General features: G+C 61.0%; 19 protein-coding genes and 1 tRNA gene. 15 read left to right on the top strand and 5 right to left on the bottom strand.

The genetic code is table 11. The features are described 5' to 3' along the window. Positions 1-38 precede the first annotated feature (38 nt). Both G3N95_RS20565 and G3N95_RS20560 read left to right on the top strand, forming a co-directional pair. Positions 39-347, top strand: a complete 309-nt coding sequence (locus G3N95_RS20565; protein ID WP_205971912.1) for a hypothetical protein — start codon at positions 39-41, stop codon at positions 345-347. A 179-nt stretch (positions 348-526) separates the two neighbouring features. Continuing rightward, a complete protein-coding gene (locus tag G3N95_RS20560; RefSeq protein ID WP_205971911.1) occupies positions 527-2554 on the top strand; it encodes an ATP-binding protein in 2028 nt (675 codons plus the stop codon). 42 nt (positions 2555-2596) lie between these two features. On the opposite strand, the gene G3N95_RS20555 is transcribed toward G3N95_RS20560, so the two are convergent. The 3 genes from G3N95_RS20555 to trxB form a co-directional block, all read right to left on the bottom strand. Further along, positions 2597-3217: a trimeric intracellular cation channel family protein gene (locus tag G3N95_RS20555; RefSeq protein WP_205971910.1), complete on the bottom strand. Its 621-nt coding sequence runs from the start codon at positions 3215-3217 to the stop codon at positions 2597-2599. A 15-nt stretch (positions 3218-3232) separates the two neighbouring features. After that, a complete protein-coding gene (locus G3N95_RS20550) occupies positions 3233-4033 on the bottom strand; it encodes a Smr/MutS family protein (RefSeq protein WP_205971909.1) in 801 nt (266 codons plus the stop codon). A 180-nt stretch (positions 4034-4213) separates the two neighbouring features. Continuing rightward, positions 4214-5215, bottom strand: coding sequence for a thioredoxin-disulfide reductase (trxB, locus tag G3N95_RS20545; RefSeq protein WP_205971908.1), 1002 nt, complete (start codon positions 5213-5215; stop codon positions 4214-4216). Between the two features lie 48 nt (positions 5216-5263). Here trxB and G3N95_RS20540 point away from each other — a divergent pair, with 48 nt between their 5' ends. The 3 genes from G3N95_RS20540 to lolA all read left to right on the top strand — a co-directional run bounded on the left by G3N95_RS20540 (position 5264) and on the right by lolA (position 8714). Then, complete coding sequence (locus tag G3N95_RS20540) at positions 5264-5587, top strand: hypothetical protein (protein ID WP_205971907.1); 324 nt, start codon at positions 5264-5266, stop codon at positions 5585-5587. Between the two features lie 79 nt (positions 5588-5666). Beyond that, on the top strand, positions 5667-7982 hold the full coding sequence (locus G3N95_RS20535) for a DNA translocase FtsK (protein ID WP_205971906.1): 2316 nt from the start codon (positions 5667-5669) through the stop codon (positions 7980-7982). A 36-nt stretch (positions 7983-8018) separates the two neighbouring features. Then, a complete protein-coding gene (lolA, locus tag G3N95_RS20530) occupies positions 8019-8714 on the top strand; it encodes an outer membrane lipoprotein chaperone LolA (RefSeq protein WP_205971905.1) in 696 nt (231 codons plus the stop codon). 7 nt (positions 8715-8721) lie between these two features. Here lolA and G3N95_RS20525 read toward each other — a convergent pair whose 3' ends face one another. Next, positions 8722-9636, bottom strand: coding sequence for a LysR family transcriptional regulator (locus tag G3N95_RS20525; RefSeq protein ID WP_205971904.1), 915 nt, complete (start codon positions 9634-9636; stop codon positions 8722-8724). A gap of 162 nt (positions 9637-9798) precedes the next feature. Between G3N95_RS20525 and speB the strand changes: the two genes are divergently transcribed. Then, a complete protein-coding gene (gene speB, locus G3N95_RS20520) occupies positions 9799-10791 on the top strand; it encodes an agmatinase (RefSeq protein ID WP_205971903.1) in 993 nt (330 codons plus the stop codon). Between the two features lie 273 nt (positions 10792-11064). Next, complete coding sequence (locus G3N95_RS20515; RefSeq protein ID WP_205971902.1) at positions 11065-12693, top strand: tetratricopeptide repeat-containing glycosyltransferase family protein; 1629 nt, start codon at positions 11065-11067, stop codon at positions 12691-12693. A 19-nt stretch (positions 12694-12712) separates the two neighbouring features. On the opposite strand, the gene cytX is transcribed toward G3N95_RS20515, so the two are convergent. Next, complete coding sequence (cytX, locus tag G3N95_RS20510; RefSeq protein ID WP_205971901.1) at positions 12713-14029, bottom strand: putative hydroxymethylpyrimidine transporter CytX; 1317 nt, start codon at positions 14027-14029, stop codon at positions 12713-12715. A 296-nt stretch (positions 14030-14325) separates the two neighbouring features. On the opposite strand from cytX, the gene G3N95_RS20505 reads away from it, so the two are divergent. From G3N95_RS20505 to G3N95_RS20470, 8 genes are all read left to right on the top strand, one after another. After that, positions 14326-15636: a replication-associated recombination protein A gene (locus G3N95_RS20505; protein WP_205971900.1), complete on the top strand. Its 1311-nt coding sequence runs from the start codon at positions 14326-14328 to the stop codon at positions 15634-15636. A 93-nt stretch (positions 15637-15729) separates the two neighbouring features. Then, positions 15730-17028, top strand: coding sequence for a serine--tRNA ligase (gene serS, locus G3N95_RS20500; protein WP_205971899.1), 1299 nt, complete (start codon positions 15730-15732; stop codon positions 17026-17028). 151 nt (positions 17029-17179) lie between these two features. Beyond that, a tRNA-Ser gene (locus tag G3N95_RS20495) sits at positions 17180-17270 on the top strand. A 299-nt stretch (positions 17271-17569) separates the two neighbouring features. Then, on the top strand, positions 17570-17800 hold the full coding sequence (locus G3N95_RS20490; RefSeq protein ID WP_205971898.1) for a hypothetical protein: 231 nt from the start codon (positions 17570-17572) through the stop codon (positions 17798-17800). Positions 17801-18340: 540 nt separating this feature from the next. Then, entirely contained in the window at positions 18341-19681 is a 1341-nt protein-coding gene (locus G3N95_RS20485; protein WP_205971897.1) for an ATP-binding protein, read from the top strand. Beyond that, a complete protein-coding gene (locus tag G3N95_RS20480) occupies positions 19678-20400 on the top strand; it encodes a response regulator (RefSeq protein WP_205971896.1) in 723 nt (240 codons plus the stop codon). The genes G3N95_RS20485 and G3N95_RS20480 overlap by 4 nt, the downstream gene beginning before the upstream one ends. A gap of 62 nt (positions 20401-20462) precedes the next feature. Further along, the gene (locus G3N95_RS20475) at positions 20463-20849 is read left to right on the top strand and encodes a response regulator (protein WP_205971895.1); all 387 of its coding nucleotides are present in this window, start codon (positions 20463-20465) and stop codon (positions 20847-20849) included. 230 nt (positions 20850-21079) lie between these two features. Further along, the coding region (locus G3N95_RS20470) for a biotin/lipoyl-binding protein (protein WP_205971894.1) at positions 21080-21422 on the top strand (343 nt) is incomplete at its 3' end.

Here is a 21422-nt window from a genome sequence, read left to right as displayed (position 1 = left end):
GGGCGATTGTCTTGTTTTTTTGTTAGGGAAATCGCACCATGACTTCATCTTCAAATTTCGCCGCAAAATCATCATTTCTGGACAGGCGCATTCATTTGCTGGAAGCACTGTTACAAGAGGCCGTAGTCGCCGGAGAGCGGCACGTACGGCAATTTGCGCAATGTGCGGTATTGATTCGGACCATCGAAACATCTCGCGTGCGAAGGTCAGATAGAGTCAAACTACTGTCTGCTCTGGAAGCATTGGCAAATGAAGCCGAAACGAACGCGCGATTCGACTTGGAGGTATTTCAAAGCCTTCTCGCCGGGCAATTGATGAAACGGCAGTTGGCCCGTGTTAGCGATTAGCATTGAATGCCGAATGATCATTGTATCGCTTGGCAGTTGATCGAATCTAAGTCAGATACACCGTTGCATTGGCAACAGCGATTTGGCAGGACCGTGTCATAATCATACGGATAAAGTTTGCAAGGTGCGATGTAGCACTGCAGGAACCTCCGCATAGTAAGCTTGCCCGAGAGAGACCCATGGCAAAAGTACACGTGACCGCGAAGCGTGATTTTATTCAATCACTCGTTTCAGCAAAGCCGATTCTGGCGCTATCCGAGCTTATCTGGAATGGTTTTGATGCTGGCGCGTCTCGTGTGCGCATCATTCCCGAATATAACGAGATGGGTGGATTGGATTGCATAAGGGTGCGGGACGATGGCTATGGGATCAATCATAATCGGATCACCTCTTTGTTCGGCGGCCTCGGCGATTCATGGAAGAAGCAGCAGGGCAAGCAATTCGGGCGCGCCCTGCACGGAAAGAATGGCAAGGGGCGTTTCAAGGCGTTTTCGCTAGGTGAACGGATTGAATGGAACACCATCTATTCTGAAGGGGAAGGGCGCCGCACATACCATATCGTTGGTCATGCCAGCGCGATAGACGATTTCGACGTTAGCGACCCGATTGATCTTGATGTCTCTCAGTCAACAGGGACAGAGGTCGTGATTGAAAACGTTACTCACGACTTCCGATCGTTCAAGGATGGCTCAGCACTCGTAGAACTGGCAAAGATCTTTGCTGCATATTTGACAGAGTATCCCGAGCTTCGTCTTGAGTTCGATGGTAATGTCGTCAACCCCGCAGATGTTCAACAGGACAAAGTCGATTATCGGCTACGGGATGTTCAACTGTCGGACGGAAGGCGGGTGCAGGTCTCACTCACGATCGTAGAGTGGAGAATGTCGACGGAGCGTGTGCTACATCTTTGTGATGCTAATGGTGTGACCCTCCACGAACTGCCGGTCGGTCAACAGGTGCGTGCGCCAGGATTCAATTTTACAGTCTATGTCAAGGCAGACCTATTCCGCGAGCTGGACAAGACTGGTGAGCTTGTATTGTCAGATATTCATCCTGACGTGCAAGTGATAATGAGAGCTGCGAGGAGCAAGACTAAGGATCATTTTAGAAGGCGCCTCGCCGAGAATCAGAGTGAAGTTGTAGCTAAATGGAAAGAGGAGCAGATTTACCCGTACGACGAAAAGGCTGACATTGGCCCGGTCGAAGCTGCGGAGCGGCAGGTTTTTGATATTTTGGCGGTGAACGTTCAAAGTTATCTTCCTTCCTTCGAAGAAGCTGATGCAAAGTCGAAGAAGTTCACTTTTAAGCTTTTGGCGCAGGCAATTCGGCAAAATCCGGATTCTGTCCAAGTAATTATTAGTGAAGTACTTGGACTCAAGGAAGAAGCTCAGAATGAACTCGCCGCTCTCTTGAAGAAGACGAGTCTCTCGTCGATCATCAGTTCAGCAAAGATCGTCGCGAATCGACTCGACTTCTTGAATGGCCTTGAAACCTTGATTTTTGACAAGGAGAGCAAGGAGGCTCTTCTTGAGAGGGATCAACTTCACAAAATGCTGGAAAATGAGTCATGGCTGTTTCACGAAGAGTATGCGCTCGCGGGAAGCGAGCAGCGTCTTGAAGAGGTTCTGCAAAAGCACATCGCGAAACTGGGACATCGAGAAGAAGAGCTGAATCTGGACGCGCCGGTAGATTTGGGAAATGGCAAGCGTGGGCGCATCGATCTCATGCTTCACAAGGCCATACAGCCTCGAACGGGTGAGTACGAGTATCTTGTTGTTGAGCTTAAGCGACCGTCGAAGAAGATAGACGACGAGGTGATTACTCAGGTAAAAAAATATGCAATTGCTGTGTCCAACGATGAGCGATTTCGGGATGTGCCGGCTAAGTGGACCTTTGTGGCGGTTTCGAACGACCTAGACGCATTTGCGAAGAAGGAAGCGAATCAGCGCGACCGCCCAAAAGGACAAGTTTACGACGATGCGGACCAAAACATTACTGTCTGGGTGCGGAGTTGGGCAGACGTGATAAATGATGCACGCGCCAAACTGCGCTTTATCAATCAGCAACTTTCATACGAAGCAGATGCTGAGAGCGCGAAAGACTATCTTCGATTGACGCACGCAAAGTTCATTCCAGATGTACTTGAGGTTTCCGACGACGAACCGGAAGCAGGGGCAGAAGCGTTCGAATGCGATTCCGAGATATGAGTGGATGGCGTGGCGTATGGAGATACCGTCCTCGTTGGCTCGTTAATGCGGCAACCTGACATCCCACTTAAACGTCACCAGCCGCGCCACAAGAATAAACCCCGTAGCAATCAGCACGCTGTAGACGGTATCGAAGTTAAAGTGATCGAGCAGCAGGTACAGCCAGCATCCAACAAGCGCACAAGTAGCATACGGCCGAGAGTCCCGCAGAATCAGCGGGACCTCATTGCAGATCACATCGCGAATAATCCCGCCGAACACGCCGGTCGCGACGCCCATCATTGAAGCCACGAACCACGGCATCTGCGCATCGAGCGCTAAAGAAGTCCCCGAGATGCTAAACAGCCCCAGCCCAACAGCATCCGCCACCAGCAACACGCGCTCGTTAAAAACCCGCGTATAAGCCTTCAACACAAACGGCGCGAAAAACGACAGGACGAAAATCAGAATCGCGTACCACTGATGCTCGACCCAATAGAACGGCCTCCGATCGAGCAAAATATCTCGAACCGTCCCGCCGCCGAAAGCAGTCGCCATCGCCACAAGAAAAGTCCCAACAGCATCGAGCCGTTTCGTACGAGCCTCGATAAATCCTGAGATCGCGTAGGCAAGAATAGCCAGCGCTTCCATGATGACGAGCGCGAGAGAGAGGCGAGGATGCATCGTTGGATAGCCTTCTTAGACTTTGCCAGAGGAAGAAGACGAAGACCCAGGACCAACCGATCCAGGCTGCAACAAAACCAGCACAGCCCCGGCTCCGCCATCGTGCGCACGAGCCTGCGAAAACGCGATGACTTCTTCCTTCTGAACGAGCCACGCGCGGACCTTGCCTTTCAGCACCGGCTCTTTTCCGATCGACCCCAGCCCTTTCCCATGAATCACGCGCAGGCAGCGGAGACCTTTCTTACTCGCCTCGCGGATGAACTCGGATAAAGCCTCGCGCGCTTCCTCACGACGCATCCCATGCAGATCAAGCTGCGCCTGCACGATCCACGCACCGCGTCGGAGCTTCTTAACGATCTCCTGGCTCACACCGGGCCGACAGTAGGAAAGCGACTCATCGGTATCGAGCAGCACTTCGGGATCGAACTCATCGGAGATCGCTTCGTGGAGCACGGCTTCTTCGTCGAGTTTCGTCTGAAGGGGAACGGGCGCGGGCGGCGTGCGCGTGACCGATGCGCGAGGCTTCGCGCCCAGCGGCGCGACTTCGCCGATTTCACGGCGGAACATATCGGCATCGGCTGCGGCTTCACGCGACGCTTGCGCCGCCGCAGCCTTCTCACGCTGCACGCGTTGCGACGCGCCTTTCAACGCATCGCGCAAACCACCGAGTCCGGCCAACCCAGCGCCAGTCTCCACCAAAGGCTTCTTCGACGAAGACGCGGACGCCACGGAAGAAGAACCCGCAGCATCAGCAGGACTAGAAGCCGCATTACGCGGCCGTTTCGGTTCGCTCGGATGGGGAAGATTCTTGGGCATGGCAATCGAAGCTGAAAACAAAAAGGGCCGCCGGCATCACGCCGCGGCCCTTACGAACATCGAGAATCTCAACAAGCGCGGCAAGCGTTCTGCATGCCGCTATTCTACCGATCCGTGGACTTCGTTTTACACAAACGCCCTAAGACACACCCAACGAGCCAAGCCCACGGAAAGCAGAAATCAACGATCCGCTTCAGCGCTCATCGCGCGCTCGCCGATCGACTCATGGATGCTTTCCAGATAACGCTGAGCATCCAGCGCAGCCATACAGCCCGTGCCCGCGCTCGTGATCGCCTGACGGTACACGTGATCTTGCACGTCGCCGGCTGCGAACACGCCCGGCACGCTCGTGCCCGTCGCGTTGCCGTTCAGGCCGCCGTTCGTGATGATGTAGCCGTTCTTCATCTCCAGCTGGCCTTCGAACAGATCCGTGTTCGGCTTGTGGCCGATCGCGACGAACAGGCCTTGCAGTTCGATATCGGTGGTCGCGCCCGTCTTCACATTCTTGATGCGCAGACCGTTCACACCGCCGTCATTGCCTTGCACTTCGTCGAGCGTGTGATCCCACTTGATCTCGACGACACCTTCCTTTTCCTTCTCCAGCAGACGGTCGATCAGGATCGGCTCGGCGCGGAACTTGTCGCGGCGGTGAATCACCGTGACCTTCTTCGCGATGCCCGCGAGATACAGCGCTTCTTCAACAGCCGTATTGCCGCCGCCGACCACGGCGACGTGCTGGTTCTTGTAGAAGAAGCCGTCGCAGGTCGCGCATGCCGACACGCCGCGGCCCATGAACAGTTCTTCCGACGGCAGGCCGAGATACTGCGCCGATGCGCCCGTCGCGATGATCAGCGAATCGCACGTGTACTCGCCCGAATCGCCGATCAGGCGGATCGGCTTTTCGTCCAGCTTGGCCGTGTGGATGTGATCGAACACGATCTCGGTGTTGAAGCGCTCGGCGTGCTCGAGAAAGCGCGCCATCAGTTCCGGACCTTGCACGCCGTTGGCATCGGCGGGCCAGTTTTCCACGTCCGTCGTGGTCATCAGCTGGCCGCCCTGCGCGAGGCCGGTGATGAGCAGCGGCGACAGGTTGGCGCGCGCCGCGTAGACGGCCGCCGTGTAACCGGCAGGGCCGGAACCGAGAATCAGAACCTTCGCGTGTTTGGTCGAGGAAGCGGGCATGATCGAAATCCGTTAAAAGCGTCGGTCTGCGGCGAGGAAGCAATTGCCATGACCGGCGGTACTGGCGTCGAGCCGGAAAACCTGCTTGACACGTTAGTTGGGTATCAGCGCCGTATTATAAAGGGCAGGGCAAACCGCTGCTTCATGAAGCTTTACGATCAACCCGATAGCCGATGTCGAACGGATAAGAAGCGTTCGGAGCCGAAAATGCCGGAAACAGGCCTGGATTGGCCGCAAAACGTATGGGATTTACGACATTCCTGGCCGTCCGGCCACCGTTACCGTCATTTACAGCCTTGGGCGCAACAGTGCGTTTACAATAGTCGCCAACGAACGACAGGCGGCTTGCCGGCAGACATCGTCGGCACCTGAGTCAGTCCCGGAAGGCGAATGAAGGGCAACTGAAACCGGCACCCCAAACCGCTGCAGGCCGCCACACGCAACAGGCTCAATGGCAAAAGCTCCATACTCCGCGAACGCGCAGGCATTGCCTCACCGCATGTCGCGCCTCTTCACCGAAATCCGCTGGATTCTCCAGGTGGCGCTCGGCGTTTTCCTTGTGATGGCGCTGATCAGCTACAGCCGCCGCGACCCGAGCTGGACGCACGCGGCAGCCGTCGATCACATCTCGAACTGGGCCGGCCGCGTCGGCGCCTGGACCTCCGACATCCTCCTTCTGCTCTTCGGACTGTCCGCCTGGTGGTGGATCGTGCTGCTGGCGCGCCGCATCTCGGCGAACTACAAGCGCATCACGCGTCAGGAAGAACCCGCCGAAGACGCGCCGCGCGACAACAGCTGGCTCGCGGACGTGTTCTCGTTCGTGCTGGTGCTGCTCGCGTGCGACGGCATCGAGGCGCTGCGCATGTGGTCGCTGAAAGTGCAGTTGCCGCGCGCGCCGGGCGGCGTGATCGGCGAGGCGGTCGCGAAGGGCGTGTCGCACGCGCTGGGTTTCACGGGCGGCACGCTGGCGCTGCTGATTGCGCTGGGCATCGGCTTGTCGCTGTACTTCCGTTTTTCGTGGCTCTCCGTGTGCGAGAAGGTCGGCGATTCGATCATCAACGCCGTGACGCTCGCCAAGCTGCGCCGCGAAGCGGGCCGTGACCGCAAGCTCGGCGAAGCCGCCGCCGTGAAGCGCGAAGGCAAGGTCGAACAGAGCCGCGTGAAGATCGAGGAACACGAGCCGGTGATGATCGTCCCGCCCGTGACGAAGCCGGAGAAGTCGGAGCGCGTCGAGAAAGAACGTCAGGTGCCGCTGTTCGAAAGCCTGCCTGGCGATTCCACGCTGCCCGCGATCTCGCTGCTCGATCCCGCGCCCGCCACCCAGGAAACCATTTCCGCCGACACGCTCGAATTCACTTCGCGACTCATTGAGAAGAAGCTGAAGGATTTCGGCGTCGATGTGAGCGTGGTCGCGGCGTATCCGGGTCCCGTCGTTACGCGTTACGAAATCGAACCGGCAGTCGGCGTGAAGGGCAGTCAGATCGTGAATCTGGCGAAAGACCTCGCGCGCTCGCTGTCGCTGACGTCGATCCGCGTCGTCGAAACGATTCCGGGCAAGAATTTCATGGCGCTCGAACTGCCGAACCAGCGTCGTCAAACGGTGCGGCTGTCGGAGATTCTCGGCTCGGCCGTCTACGCCGACGCCGGTTCGCCGCTGACGATGGGCCTCGGCAAGGACATCGGCGGCAAGCCGGTGTGCGCGGACCTCGCGAAGATGCCGCACTTGCTGGTCGCGGGCACGACGGGTTCGGGCAAGTCGGTCGGTATCAACGCGATGATTCTCTCGCTCTTGTACAAGGCGAGCGCGGATCAGGTGCGAATGATCCTGATCGATCCGAAGATGCTCGAAATGAGCGTCTACGAAGGCATTCCGCATCTGCTGTGTCCTGTCGTCACGGACATGCGCCAGGCCGGTCACGCGCTGAACTGGACCGTCGCCGAAATGGAGCGCCGCTACAAGCTGATGAGCAAGCTCGGCGTGCGTAACCTCGCGGGCTTCAACAACAAGATCGACGAAGCGGCGAAGCGCGAAGAGAAGCTTCCGAATCCGTTCAGCCTGACACCGGACGATCCTGAACCGCTGTCGCGTCTTCCGAATATCGTCGTGGTGATCGACGAACTGGCTGACCTGATGATGGTGGTCGGCAAGAAGGTTGAAGAACTGATCGCGCGAATCGCACAGAAGGCGCGCGCGGCGGGCATCCATCTGATTCTCGCGACTCAGCGTCCGTCCGTCGACGTGATCACCGGCCTCATCAAGGCCAACGTGCCGACGCGGATGGCATTCCAGGTGTCGTCCAAGATCGACTCGCGCACCATTCTCGACCAGCAGGGCGCGGAATCGCTGCTCGGCATGGGCGATATGCTGTATCTGCCGCCTGGCTCCGGTCTCCCCGTTCGCGTGCACGGCGCATTCGTGTCCGACGACGAAGTGCATCGCGTGGTCGACAAACTTAAGGAGCAGGGCGAGCCGAACTATATCGAAGGGCTGCTGGAAGGCGGCGTGTCGGGCGAAGGCGACGAAGGTTCCGCCGAGGGCGCGGGAACCGGAGCGGGCGGCACCGAGTCCGACCCTCTCTACGATCAGGCGGTCGAAATCGTCGTCAAGAATCGTCGCGCATCGATCTCGCTCGTGCAGAGGCATCTGCGAATCGGCTACAACCGCGCTGCGCGTCTGCTCGAACAGATGGAGCAGTCGGGGCTGGTGTCGGCGATGTCGTCGAACGGCAACCGCGAAATTCTGGTGCCGGCGCGCGAGACGGATTGACGCTTGCCGCTCGAACGCCACAAGGGAGAAAACTACATGCTGCAAATCATTGGGTCCAGGATCCGTCTTGGCAATCTGACGCGCGCGCTGGCTTTTGGCGCAACGATGCTTCTCGCGTCGCATGCATTCGCAAGCGGCACCGAGCAACTGAAGCAATTTGTTTCGCAAGTGCATTCCGCGCGCGGCGAGTTCGTGCAGACGGAAGTGCGCGCGCCGAGCAACGCGCAGCAACAGGCGAGCGGCGTGCTGTCTACACAAAACGCGTCGCAGAACAAGGTGTCGAGCGGCTCGTTCACGTTCGCGCGCCCGGGCAAGTTCATCTGGGCTTACGAGAAGCCGTACGCACAGTTGCTGCAAGCCGACGGCGACAAGCTCTACGTCTATGACAAGGATCTGAACCAGGTGACGGTGCGCAAGCTCGGCGGCGCGCTCGGCGCAAGCCCGGCCGCAATCCTGTTCGGCAGCAACGATCTCGACAAGAACTTCACGCTGAAGGACGCGGGCGTGAAGGCAGGCATCGACTGGCTCGAACTGATTCCGAAATCGAAGGACACGCAGTTTCAGCGCGTCGGCATCGGCTTCAAGGACGGCAACCTCGAAGCAATGGAGTTGCACGACGTGTTCGGCAACGTGACGCTGCTTAAATTCTCGAACATCCAGAAGAACCCGTCGCTGCCCGCCGACGCGTTCAAGTTCACGGTGCCGAAGGGCGCCGACGTGATCAACGGCTAAGCGCCTCTCACGACTGAAGGCCTGGCGACGGATGCGCGGCCTTCATATCGTCGATAAACGCGTCGACGATTTCCGTCCGATGCTGCCGCGTGCGCGTGACCATATGAAACGCGACGCGGTAGCCCATCTGCTGCGGGTTCACCGCAGCGAGCAAACCTTCCTTCACATACGGCGCGGCGAAGTGCCCCGGCAGATAGCCGAGGTGATGCCCCGACAGCACGAGCATCGCGACGGCTTCCATGTTGTCGGCGACGGCGGTGACGTTGTGCGGCGTCGCCGATGCTTCGGCTTCGGGCAGCGGATAGCTGCGCCACGCCCATTCATGTTGCGCGGCGTCGACGGGTGAGACGTTGCCTGCCTCAGCGAACAGCGGATGCCCTTTCGCGCAATACGCGAACTGTTCCTCGGAAAAAATCTCGGTGTACTCAAGCGAAGGCACGCGATGCCAGAAATAGCCGATGCCGATCTGAATCCGTCCGCTCAGCAGCAATTCTTCGAGTTCGCCGGGTGAGCGGACCAGAATCGAGAATCGCACGGATTCGTCTCGGGCGCGAAACCGTGCGATTGCATCGCTGATACGCGCACTTTCCGACACCGGCGTATGCCCGATCATGCCGATTCCGAGCGTGCCGACCAGCTTTCGTCCGACGTTTCGCGCCTGCACGCCGAATGCATCGACGGCGGACAGCAGCGCGCGCGCCGCTTCGACGAACTGCTCGCCTCGCGCGGTCAGGCTAAAGCCGCTGCGGCCGCGCTCGCACAGCCGATAGCCCAGGCGCGTTTCGAGCGTCGACAATTGCGTGCTGATGGTCGACTGTCCTACATTCAAGGTAGCCTGTGCAGGCGAAACGCCGCCCGCGTCCACGATGGCAAGGAACACGCGGATCAGGCGCAGGTCGAGATCGGTCAGTTGCGAGAACATACGGCAGGATACATCGGTGCGAATCGATGTGAAGTTTTTTCTGTCGGCATTTTATCTTCGCCGGAACTGCACAAAAATAAGAAATGCCCCGGCGTCGTGCGCTTTGCGGCGGCTGGATCCAACGCTTTTTTAAGACGCTGTGCTTTTCATTGGCGAACCACGATGAATACTTCCTCGAATTTCGTTTCCCCGGACCTGACCGAACGGCCGCAGCCGTTGTCGGGCAACGCGATGCCGCGCTCGGGCGGGATCGCCACCATGATGCGACTGCCGAACGTCGGCTCGGCGGAGGGGCTCGATGCCTGTTTCGTCGGCGTGCCGTTCGATCTGGGTACTTCGAACCGCACGGGTGCGCGCTTCGGCCCACGTCAGATTCGCGCGGAATCGGTGCTGCTGCGTCCGTACAACATGGCAACCCGCGCCGCACCGTTCGATTCGCTGCGTGTCGCCGACATCGGCGATGTTGCGATCAATCCGTACAACCTCCTGGATTCGATCGGCCGCATTGAGCGGGCTTACGACGAAATCCTGCAACACGGCACGAAGCCGATCACGCTGGGCGGCGATCATACGATCGCGCTGCCGATCCTGCGCGCGATCCACCGCAAATACGGCAAGGTCGGCCTGATTCACGTCGACGCGCACGCGGACGTCAACGACACGATGATGGGCGAGAAGATCGCGCACGGCACGCCGTTCCGCCGGGCAGTCGAAGAAGGCCTGCTGGATTGCGACCGTGTCGTGCAGATCGGTCTGCGCGGCACGGGTTACGCGGCGGAAGACTTCGACTGGTGCCGCGATCAGGGTTTCCAGGTCGTGCAGGCGGAGGCGTGCTGGAACCAGTCGCTGGTGCCGCTGATGTCGCGCGTGCGTGAGCAGATGGGCGACGGCCCCGTCTACATCACGTTCGATATCGACGGGATCGATCCGGCCTTCGCGCCGGGTACGGGCACGCCGGAGATCGCCGGGCTGACGGTGCCGCAGGCGCTCGAAATCATCCGCGGCGCGCACGGGCTGAATATCGTCGGTTGCGATCTGGTGGAGGTGGCGCCGCCGTACGATCCGTTCGGCACGACGGCGCTGCTCGGAGCGAATCTCGCGTTCGAGTTGCTGTGCGTGCTGCCGGGCGTCGAGTATCGGCCGTCGACGCGGTAATTTTTCGCTCTGGCGTCTGCGTGGCGCCATCTGCAAGGACGGTTCGCAGAATCGTTCGGAAAACGCCCATAACGTCCGTTATGGGCGTTTTTGTTTCTCATCATCGAAGGTCGAGATTGCCGCCGCGCCAGTATTTTTAAGAATAGTGAGCTAGAGACGGACTGCTTGCCTCGGTACGCTACAAAGGCCTCGGCGCGATGTTGACCAGAATTCCTGGATAAATCGTAAAGCGCGCCGGCACTCCTTCCTAATACGTTTCCGCAGGATCAAGTCATGTACGGCGCTTTGCAGAATCCCGAGGCCGCAGCCGATCGCTTTTCATCCGCAGTCGCCCTTTATGGCAGTTCACGCTTCGATGCAGCGCTCGAATTGCTCGAACCGTTGCTGACTGGGCACATCGCGGATGCACAGGTTTTCAACCTGGCGGCTGCGTGCTGCCTGTCGCTGGATCGCCCGCACGATGCGGAAAGCCACTGGCGGCGCGCAATCGCGCTGAAGCCCGATTACTGCGACGCGTATAACAATCTGGGGGTCGTGCTGAAAGAATCGGGCCGTCTGGAGGAAGCCGAGGCCTGCTATCACAAGGCACTGTCGATTTCGCCGACGCACGCAGGCGCTTACGTGAATCTCGGGCGGCTCCATGCGCAACTCGGCCGTTCGGACGAGGCAGAATCCGCCTATCTGCGTGCGCTCGAACTTCAGCCCGACGACGGCGATTTCTACGTGAATCTTGGCGTGCTGTATCAGGAGCAGATGCGCTTGCCCGAAGCCGAGGCTGCGTATAAAAGCGCTATTGCCTTCAATCCGCGCGACGCCAAGGCGCATTTCAATCTTGGTGTGGTGCTCAAGATGCAGCATCGTTTCGTCGAAGCGGAAGCGTCGTACCGGCACACGCTCGCGCTTCGGCCCGACTACTTCGAGGTGAAGATCAACCTCGCGCATCTGCTGCTCAACGTGGGGCGTCTTGAAGAGGGATGGGCACTGTTCGAAACACGCTTCGATCCCACATGGCCGGCGCGCAAGGTTGCACCGCCGCCTGTCGATTTTCCGGTCTGGCGCGGTGAGCCGCTCACGGGAAAATCGTTGCTCGTGTGGCCGGAGCAGGGGCACGGCGACAGTCTGCAATTCTGCCGCTATCTGCCGATGCTCAAGGCGCTGGGTCTAGCGAAGCTGAGCGTCGCGTGTTCGCCTGCGCTGCGGAGCCTGTTCGAGACTATCGAGGGCGTCGACGCATGCGTACCGCTCGACGGCGAACACGGCATTCCGGATCACGACTATGTGTGCCTGACGATGAGCCTGCCGCATCGGCTCGGTACGACGCTCGCGAGCATTCCGGGCGTGACGCCTTATTTGCGCGTGCCGCCGGCTTACGCGGCCACATGGAAAGGGCGGTTGCCCGAAGGCAAACGCAGGGTAGGCCTTGTCTGGGCCGGCGACCCGCGCCCCGATCAACCGGCGATCAACGCTGTCGACCGCCGTCGCTCGCTCGACGCGCGCGCATATCTTCCGTTGCTGCGCGTGCCGGGCATCACGTTTGTCAGTCTGCAAAAAGGCGCGTTGACGCAGCCGCAAATCGACGCACTGCCGCCGGAATTCCGCCCGTTCGATCCGATGCACGACGTCCACGAGTTCGCGGACACCGCCGCGATCATTGAGCAACTCGACCTCGTGATTACCGTCGATACCTCGATCGCCCATCTGGCGGGTGCGTTGAATACGCCGACGTGGATTCTGTCGCGCTACGACGGCTGCTGGCGCTGGCTGCACGATCGCGACGATACGCCGTGGTATCCGCGCACACGTCTGTTCCGTCAGACGCAGCCAGGCGATTGGGACGGGGTGATCGAGCGAGTGAGAATCGCGCTCGAACAATGGCCGGCGTACGAACGCACGCCGGCCTGAAGGTCTCGCACAACAGCGCTTACGCGTACGCCTGCTTGCGCGCGGACACGAACGCGAGATAGCACACCGCGCCGATCACGAGTGCCGGCAGCGTCGCACCGAGATTCGGCAGCCACTGGTTGATCGCCTGATAGGCCGCAATGCCGATCGCCCACGCGATGAACGCGCTCATGTGCCAGCCGCCCGAGTAGCCGTAGCGGCCTTGCGTATCGGCGAGCGCGTCGACTTCGATACGGCGCTTGCGCACGATGAAGTGATCGACCAGCACGACGCCGAACAGCGGCGCGAACACCGAGCCGATCAGCAGCAGGAAGTTCTGATACTTCGCCATCGGCACGGCGAGCGCGATCAGCGTGCACAGCGCGCCGAACGCGGCCGACAGCAGCGGGACGCTCGCACGCGTCCAGAACGTGCCAGTCGACACCGCCGCCGAGTGCACGTCGGCGAATGCGTTGTCGATTTCGTCGATCAGCACCAGCAGCAGCGCGAGGCCGCCACCTGCCTGTGCGAGCGCCGTCGTGAGCAGCGCGTCGCCGCCGCCCGCAGCCAGTCCGTAGACCGCGCCGAGTGAGTAGAACCAGATGTTCGCAATGCCATAGCCGAGGATCGTGCCGCGGAACGTCTCGCCCGCTTTCCGGCCGAAGCGCGTGTAGTCGGCGATCAGCGGCAGCCACGACAGCGGCATCGCGACGACCAGATCGATCGCGCCGCCGAACGACATTTCGCCGTTGCCCGGACGCCGCATCAGCGCGCCCAGATCATGCTGCACGAGCAGGCTGTAAGTGAGCCACGCGGCGCCCGCCAGCAGCAGCCAGATGCCCCACGTGCGCAGAAAGCGCCGCACGAACGACAGCGGACCGCTGATCGCGAGCAGCGTCGCGAGCACGCCGAAAATCAACGTCCAGACGAGCGGGGCCGAGAAGCCGAACGCCTGTTTGGACAGGGCATCGGCGGAATCGCGCATCACGATCACTTCGAACGAGCCCCAGCCGACCAGTTGAACCATGTTCAGCACGGCGGGAATCGACGCGCCGCGCACGCCGAGCGTCGGTCGCAGCGACGACATCGCCGCGAGCCCCGTGTCCGTGCCGATCACGCCCGCGAGCGCGAGCAGCACGACGCCGATCACGCTGCCGATCAGAATCGCCAGCAGCGCGTGCGGCAGCGAGAGGCCGGGCACGAGCAGCGCACCTGCCTGCGCGACCAGCAGGCCGATGCCGAGAGAAAACCATAGAGCGAATGCGTCGCCCGTCTTGAACGCGCGGCGCGCATCCGACACCGGCTTGAGCGGCGCGTAGGTCGAACCGGTCTCGCCGGCGATTGGATCCTGAGCCATCGAATCTGCTTCCTGTCTGTCGTTGTCGTGTCGGCTGTCGTTTCAGCCGTCTTGTTGCCATGTCGCACGGTACGCGTCTTGCGGACCGCACCATCAGATATCGCCTATGACGTCTGCCGCGGGCCTCGCCGCCCGGCGGCTGTCATAATGCACAACTCTGCATGTGCCGCCGCACGCCGGATGACGGTTTGGCGCGGTTGCATGCCGTTCCGGGGCAGGCCGTCGCGTGCAAGGCGGTGCATGCTGTGCATCGTGACGGTTTATACCCGAAAAGCCGAGATTATCCCCAAAACGCCATGTTTGAAGAAACCCGCGCCAATGTCCCGCTCGCCGAGCGCCTGCGGCCACGCACCATCGACGAAGTGATCGGACAGAAGCACCTGCTCGGCCCGAACAAGCCGCTGCGCGTCGCGTTCGAATCGGGCGAAGCGCATTCGATGATCCTCTGGGGCCCGCCGGGCGTCGGCAAGACCACGCTCGCGCGCCTGATGGCCGACGCGTTCGATGCACAGTTCATCGCGCTGTCGGCGGTGCTGTCGGGCGTGAAGGACATCCGCGAAGCCGTCGAAACCGCGCAGATCCATCGCGCGAACGGTCACCAGACGCTCGTGTTCGTCGACGAAGTGCATCGCTTCAACAAGAGCCAGCAAGACGCATTCTTGCCGCACGTCGAGTCGGGGCTGTTCGTGTTCGTCGGCGCGACGACGGAAAACCCGTCGTTCGAGGTGAACAGCGCGTTGCTGTCGCGCGCGGCCGTCTACGTGCTCAGAAGTCTCGATGCCGACGAGCAGCGCGAACTGCTGGCTCGCGCGCAGCAGGAACTGGGCGGCCTCACGTTCACGGACGAAGCGCGCGACGCGCTGATCGGTTCCGCCGACGGCGACGGCCGCAAGCTGCTGAACAACATGGAGATCGTTGCGCGCGCGGCGGCCCAGCAGAAGAAAACGGAGATCGACGGCGAGCTGCTCGCGAGCGCGCTCTCCGAAAACCTGCGCCGCTTCGATAAAGGCGGCGACGCGTTCTACGACCAGATCAGCGCGCTCCACAAGTCGGTGCGCGGCAGCAACCCGGACGGCGCGCTGTACTGGTTCTGCCGGATGCTCGACGGCGGCGCGGATGCGCGCTACCTGTCGCGGCGTCTCGTCCGCATGGCGTGGGAAGACATCGGTCTCGCCGATCCGCGCGCCGCGCGCATCGCGCTCGACGCTGCCGAAACCTACGAGCGCCTCGGCACGCCCGAAGGCGAGCTGGCGCTCGCGCAGGCGGTGATCTATCTGGCCGTCGCGCCGAAGTCGAACGCGGGCTACAACGCGTACAACGCGGCGCGCAGTTTTGTCGGCAAGGACCAGTCGCGTGCGGTGCCGATCCATCTGCGCAACGCGCCGACCAAGCTGATGAAGGAACTCGGCTACGGCCACGAGTATCGCTATGCGCACGACGAGCCGGACGCGTACGCCGCAGGCGAAACCTATCTGCCCGATGGCATGCGCGAGCCGCGCTGGTATCAGCCGACGCCGCGCGGGCTCGAAGGCAAGATCGGCGAGAAGCTCGCGCGCCTCGCCGACCTCGATGCGCAATGGCGCAGCGAGAACCGCAAGAAAAGCTGACGCGCACGTTGCGCCCGACCCGACAATGCAGCCGGCCAGCCGCGCCGGTGCGCTAAAATCGCCCATTCAACCAACGAACTGTCGCCCCCACCCATGCTTGACATCCAGCTGCTGCGCAAAGACATCGACGGCGTCGCGAAACGCCTCGCCGATCGCGGCTATATCCTCGACGTCGCGGCTTTCTCCGCGCTCGAAGCCGAACGCCGCGCCATCCAGACCCGTACCGAAGAGTTGCAGGCAAAGCGCAACAGTCTGTCGAAGCAGATCGGCGCGATGAAAGGGCGGGGCGAGGACACGTCGGCGGTGATGGCCGAGGTAGGTGGTATCGGCGACGAGATGAAGGCGTCGGCGGTGCAGCTCGAAGACATTCAGAAGCGCCTGTCGGATCTGCTGCTCGGCGTGCCGAACCTCGCGCACGAAAGTGTGCCCGTCGGCAACGACGAAGCCGGCAACGTCGAAGTGCGCCGCTGGGGCACGCCGCGCCAGTTCGACTTCGAGGTGAAGGATCACGTCGACGTCGGCACGCCGCTCGGGCTCGATTTCGAAACGGGCGCGAAGCTGTCGGGCGCGCGCTTCACGATGCTGCGTGGACAGATCGCGCGCCTGCACCGCGCACTCGCGCAGTTCATGATCGACACGCACACGCAGCAGCACGGCTACACGGAAGTCTATACGCCGTACATCGTCAATCCTGAGATCCTGTTCGGCACGGGCCAGTTGCCCAAGTTTGCCGACGACATGTTCCGTGTCGAGAAGGGCGGCGGCGAGAATACCGTCACGCAATACCTGATCTCGACGTCGGAGATTTCGCTGACGAACACGGTGCGCGACAGCATCGTCGATGCGAACGAGCTACCCATCAAGCTGACGGCGCATTCGCCGTGCTTCCGCTCGGAAGCGGGCTCGTACGGCCGCGACACGCGCGGCATGATCCGCCAGCATCAGTTCGACAAGGTCGAGATGGTGCAGATCGTTTCGCCCGACACGTCGTACGACGCGCTCGAGCAGATGGTCACGCACGCGGAGACGATCTTGCAGAAGCTCGAACTGCCGTATCGCGTGATCACGCTGTGCACGGGCGATATGGGCTTTTCGGCGGCGAAGACCTACGACCTCGAAGTGTGGGTGCCCGCGCAGAACACCTATCGCGAGATCTCGAGCTGCTCCAACACGGAAGCGTTCCAGGCGCGCCGGATGCAGGCGCGCTTCCGCAACGCGCAGGGCAAGCCTGAACTCGTTCATACGCTCAACGGTTCGGGGCTGGCTGTCGGCCGTACGCTCGTCGCCGTGCTGGAGAATTTCCAGAACGCCGATGGCTCGGTGACGGTTCCGGCCGCGCTGCGTCCGTATCTGGGCGGCGTCGAACGTCTGGAAGTGAAGGCTGCCGACTGATCGGCTTTCGGGCCTTCCAAGTCCTTTTGAAGTTTCTTCGAAAAAGGACTTGGAAATCGAAAACAGGTGTTCTATAATCTTCGTCTCACGCAAGCAACGACCCGCTTAGTGTGACGCGACAAGACCACCTTGGTGGGAAGTCAAAGAATCTGGAAAGGTGGCAGAGAGGTCGAATGCGCCGGACTCGAAATCCGGTATACGGTTATACCGTATCGTGGGTTCGAATCCCACCCTTTCCGCCAGATGCAAGCGAAACAGGCCCTTCGGGGCCTGTTTTCGTTTGTGCTGCTTTTTCCCGCGCAGGTATTCGCTCGCGTTCGGCACAAGCCCTCTCGGTGTCGCAATTTACAAGGCGTGTGTGCCACGCTCCAGCTTTTCCTCTACCTCATCCTCGCAAGCGCTGAGCGGATGTTCGTTCGCACATCGCATGTCATAGAGGCGCAGCGCGCATTCCGCGCGTCGCTGAACGCAGCTGCACAAAATGCATTGGTACGGTCGTTGCGTGACTCGTTGCGTCTGCCCAACCACAATTGGAGTCACGATGACGAACCCCAATCGCGAGGAAAGCACACAACCGAAAGATCCGGCTGAGATCCCGCCGAACGAGCTCAATAAACCGATCGGCGACGCTATCCCAACGCCTGTCGAACCGGGCCTGGATCAGCCATTGCCGGAAAAACCCAAAACGGACGATAAAGCTCCAGACGATCCGATAGGCGACGACGATCCGCCGCCAGGCGTGCCATCACAAGGGCCATCGGATTTCGCATGAGGTAGCACTTCACCATCTCACCAAACGCCCGGGGCGATCATTCAAGATTCAAGCGAACGATCGTTTCGGGTCTCGCCTCGAACTCCGTCATTAAAACGCTTACGTGAACAAGCGTTGTCTCATACCAGTACTTCACCAGACATGAACGCCTCCATCAGTTTCTCGTCGCCGGTCGACTTGAAGCTTTACTAAGCCTTACTTTGTGCATAGGATGGAGTTGCACTTTTTTCCTCCTCGCATGGTGCGAACAAGTAAAAAGTCGCCAGTAATTGTTGATAAAAAAGACCTTGGTCGAACTTCGCAGTCCATATGAAGATTGGCCAGTCTCCGCTTTATCGGTCATTTTCCGTCATAGTCATTGACCTCGGCGACCAACCAGTGCATCAGTACAAGACGTTGTCACGGTTTCACGCGTAATGGCAGAGGCGTCGCGCGCCCCATTCCCGCGCCGTCGCCCCCGGTTGAGTTGCTAACAACAACGAAGGCGTGCGCACGTGGTCGCGACAGTTCGAGTGCGAACGTCTTGAGGAACGGTAAGTCATGCACATCGCTATTTCTGCTCTGACAGTCGCGGTGGCTGCAATCGCTGTCTGGTGGTCGCTGCATCCGCGCCGCATCGCGCCCGAACGCACCGCAGGCTCTATGCCCATGCGCAACGGCGTATCCGTATTGCCTATGCTGTTGCGCATCACGAATCCGCTTGCGCGCGTGAGCAGGATGCAGAGCGCAAACGGATTCTTCAGCTTTCCGCGTCGGCAGCCAGGCACGATGAATGACCTGGCCGATGTATTCGAATGCTTGCCTGTCGCGTCAGTCGTGTTCGACGAGCATGGCGTGATCGTTCTCGCCAATGCGCAAGCCGAACGGCTCTTCGACTACCGCCGCGGCGTGCTGGCTGGTGCATGCGTCGGCATGGTCGCGCCCGCGCTTTCGCAGCAAAACAGTGCGTCTGGCGGCACGTCGCAGCACGCGGGCCGTCCCGTGTCGACACGCACACACAGCTTGCGCGCGCGGCGCCGCGACGGCAGTGAGTTTCCCGTCGAAATCGCGACGAGTGCGATCCGCTACGAAGGGCGCATCGCGACAGTCGCCTTCATCACCGATATGACCGAGCGCTTTGAACTCGAACGCAATCGTCGGGAACTGGCGCATCTGACGCGCGTGTCGACGATGGGCGAACTCGCCGCGTCGCTCGCGCATGAACTGAACCAGCCGCTGACGGCGATTCTCAGCAACGGCCAGGCCGCGCAGCGCTTCATGGATCAGGAGCCGAGCGATCTCGCCGAAGTGCGCGACATCCTGAAGGACATCGTCGACGACAGCGGCCGCGCAAGCGAAGTGATCCGCAGGATGCGCGCGTTCGTGAAGAAGGACGAGCAGCAGCAACTCGTCAGTCTGGATGCAGGCGGCTTGTTGCGCGACGTCGCGCTGCTCGTGCATGGCGATGCCGTCGCGCGCGGCATCCATGTGTCGCAGGTGATCGACGACGGCCTGCCGCCCGTGCGCGGCGACAAGGTGCAACTGCAGCAGGTGCTACTCAATCTGCTGCTCAACGCGTTCGATGCCGTAAGCGAATGCGGCTCGCGCGATCGCGTGGTGGCGCTCTTTGCGCAACCCGACCGTGAAGGCATGGTACGCATTGCCGTGCGCGATCGCGGACATGGTCTGACGCACGACAGGCTCGAATGCATCTTCAAGCCGTTCGTCACGTCGAAGCCGCAGGGCCTGGGTCTCGGGCTGTCGATCAGCCGTTCGATCGTGCAGATGCATGGCGGTCGCCTGTGGGCCGAGAACAACCCGGATCAGGGCTTGACGTTCTATGTCGCGCTGCCCGCAGCGCGCGAAGCGGGCAGCGCGTGCGCTGCGCAGGCGGCGTCATGAACCCGTCTGCCGCGCTCGTCTATGTCGTCGACGACGACGCCTCGGTGCGCCGCGCACTCACGCGGCTCGTCAGATCGGCGGGGCACGAGGTCGAGGCCTATGGTTCGGCACGTGAATTCCTCGCGCATTGGTGTGTCGAGCGCACGCCGGCGTGCGTGGTGCTCGACGTGCAGTTGCCGGATCTGAGCGGACTCGAACTGCAGCGTGAACTCGATGCCCGTTTGCCCATCATCTTCCTGACGGGACACGGCGACATCGCAATGACGGTCGGTGCAATCAAGGCCGGCGCGACCGATTTCCTCACGAAGCCGGTGCGCGACGACGACCTGCTGCGCGCCATCGATCAGGCGCTCGTGCGCTCCGCCGAAGTATCGAAGTCGATGCACGAACTGGATGAGTTGCGCAGCCGCGTCGGACGCCTGACGGTGCGCGAGCGCGAAGTGATGAATCTGATCGTGCTCGGTCTTCTGAACAAGCAGGTGGCGTGCGAACTGGGCACCGTCGAAAAAACCGTCAAGGCGCATCGCGCGCGCGTGATGCAGAAGATGGAAGTCGGCTCGCTTGCCGAACTGGTGCGTATCGCCGACAAGGTGGCCGTCGCGAGCAACGCGCACCGTGCCGTCGGGCCGCACGCGGATGCATCCGCTGTCGCGTGCCAGCCCGCAGCCCAGCGGATACGAGACCAAGGTCCAATACCACCGACGCCCGCAGTCTCATAGTCTATTGCTGAGACGCCCACGCATCGTCCGCGTGGACGTGGCGGCTCAATGGGCTAATCGGAATGGGCACAGACAAATCATTCGTCGTCGTGGTCGACGACGATGCGTCGGTGGGCAGGGCAATCAGGCGTCTGTTGCGTTCAGTCGGGATTGCAGCCGATACGTACACGAGTGGCGACGAGTTTCTCGACGTGCTGTCGGCCACTCCTTCGTATCGTCCCGACTGCGTGATCCTCGACGTGCAGATGCCAGGCTCGAACGGCATCGAGGTGCAGCGCCGGCTGGCGGGGAGCGGCGCGCCCGTCATTTTCATCACGGCCCACGACGACGCTGGCGTGCGAGAAGCCGCGCTTGCGGCGGGCGCACGTGCCTATCTGCGCAAGCCCTTCAACGACGTGCTGTTCATCAGGACAGTGTGTGCCGTGCTCGGCATCGCTGCGCCGCTATGAGCGCGTTGCCCTTACGCGCGAACGGTCCTGGACACCGGTGCGCAGGCGCTTATGCGCAAGACCATCGTCGCCAAACGGGGTATTGGACCAAGGTCCAATTGTCTTTGACTTGTCCCGATTCCACACTGGATTGCATTGGACTCGCCAGTTCGCCTGGCGCGCCACCCGTTAGTCCGCCGCGCCGTGCAAGCGCTGGCGGACGCAATCGTTTCGAGTTGCGGAGATTTGTCATGGGATGGACATTTCGACACCCGTCGATACTTGCCGCGCGGCCGCTGGCATCACGCTTTGCGGTGGCGGCGGTGTTCGTGTCCGCCTTGTCCCTCACCGCCTGTAAAAAAGCCCCCACCGAACCCCCACGGCCCACCGTCGAAGTGACGGTGGTCACCGTCGCGCAGAAGGAAACCCCCGTCGACTTCGAGTTCACCGCGCAGACGCAGAGTTCGCGCGAAGTGGAAATCCGCGCGCGCGTCGACGGCTTTCTCGAACGGCGCCTGTACGACGAAGGCTCGCTGGTCAAGGAAGGCCAGGTGCTGTTCGTGATGGACCGCAAGCCCTTCGAAGCCGCGCTGC

The sequence above is a fragment of the Paraburkholderia sp. Tr-20389 genome (assembly GCF_017104565.1).
Taxonomy (GTDB): Bacteria; Pseudomonadota; Gammaproteobacteria; order Burkholderiales; family Burkholderiaceae; genus Paraburkholderia.
Note: the sequence above shows the minus strand (reverse complement) of the source record. Positions and strands in the feature narration are given on the sequence as shown.

What these genes read in the sequence shown, in the direction of transcription:
- G3N95_RS20565 (WP_205971912.1), top strand. Translation starts at nt 39, where the DNA reads ATGACTTCATCTTCAAATTTCGCCGCAAAATCATCATTTCTGGACAGG.
- trxB (WP_205971908.1), bottom strand. Translation starts at nt 5,215, where the DNA reads ATGCCCGCTTCCTCGACCAAACACGCGAAGGTTCTGATTCTCGGTTCC.
- G3N95_RS20475 (WP_205971895.1), top strand. Translation starts at nt 20,463, where the DNA reads ATGGGCACAGACAAATCATTCGTCGTCGTGGTCGACGACGATGCGTCG.
- G3N95_RS20505 (WP_205971900.1), top strand. Translation starts at nt 14,326, where the DNA reads ATGTTTGAAGAAACCCGCGCCAATGTCCCGCTCGCCGAGCGCCTGCGG.
- G3N95_RS20555 (WP_205971910.1), bottom strand. Translation starts at nt 3,217, where the DNA reads ATGCATCCTCGCCTCTCTCTCGCGCTCGTCATCATGGAAGCGCTGGCT.
- lolA (WP_205971905.1), top strand. Translation starts at nt 8,019, where the DNA reads ATGCTGCAAATCATTGGGTCCAGGATCCGTCTTGGCAATCTGACGCGC.
- G3N95_RS20480 (WP_205971896.1), top strand. Translation starts at nt 19,678, where the DNA reads ATGAACCCGTCTGCCGCGCTCGTCTATGTCGTCGACGACGACGCCTCG.
- G3N95_RS20560 (WP_205971911.1), top strand. Translation starts at nt 527, where the DNA reads ATGGCAAAAGTACACGTGACCGCGAAGCGTGATTTTATTCAATCACTC.
- G3N95_RS20540 (WP_205971907.1), top strand. Translation starts at nt 5,264, where the DNA reads ATGACCGGCGGTACTGGCGTCGAGCCGGAAAACCTGCTTGACACGTTA.
- G3N95_RS20515 (WP_205971902.1), top strand. Translation starts at nt 11,065, where the DNA reads ATGTACGGCGCTTTGCAGAATCCCGAGGCCGCAGCCGATCGCTTTTCA.
- G3N95_RS20550 (WP_205971909.1), bottom strand. Translation starts at nt 4,033, where the DNA reads ATGCCCAAGAATCTTCCCCATCCGAGCGAACCGAAACGGCCGCGTAAT.
- speB (WP_205971903.1), top strand. Translation starts at nt 9,799, where the DNA reads ATGAATACTTCCTCGAATTTCGTTTCCCCGGACCTGACCGAACGGCCG.
- G3N95_RS20535 (WP_205971906.1), top strand. Translation starts at nt 5,667, where the DNA reads ATGGCAAAAGCTCCATACTCCGCGAACGCGCAGGCATTGCCTCACCGC.
- serS (WP_205971899.1), top strand. Translation starts at nt 15,730, where the DNA reads ATGCTTGACATCCAGCTGCTGCGCAAAGACATCGACGGCGTCGCGAAA.
- G3N95_RS20485 (WP_205971897.1), top strand. Translation starts at nt 18,341, where the DNA reads ATGCACATCGCTATTTCTGCTCTGACAGTCGCGGTGGCTGCAATCGCT.
- G3N95_RS20525 (WP_205971904.1), bottom strand. Translation starts at nt 9,636, where the DNA reads ATGTTCTCGCAACTGACCGATCTCGACCTGCGCCTGATCCGCGTGTTC.
- cytX (WP_205971901.1), bottom strand. Translation starts at nt 14,029, where the DNA reads ATGGCTCAGGATCCAATCGCCGGCGAGACCGGTTCGACCTACGCGCCG.
- G3N95_RS20490 (WP_205971898.1), top strand. Translation starts at nt 17,570, where the DNA reads ATGACGAACCCCAATCGCGAGGAAAGCACACAACCGAAAGATCCGGCT.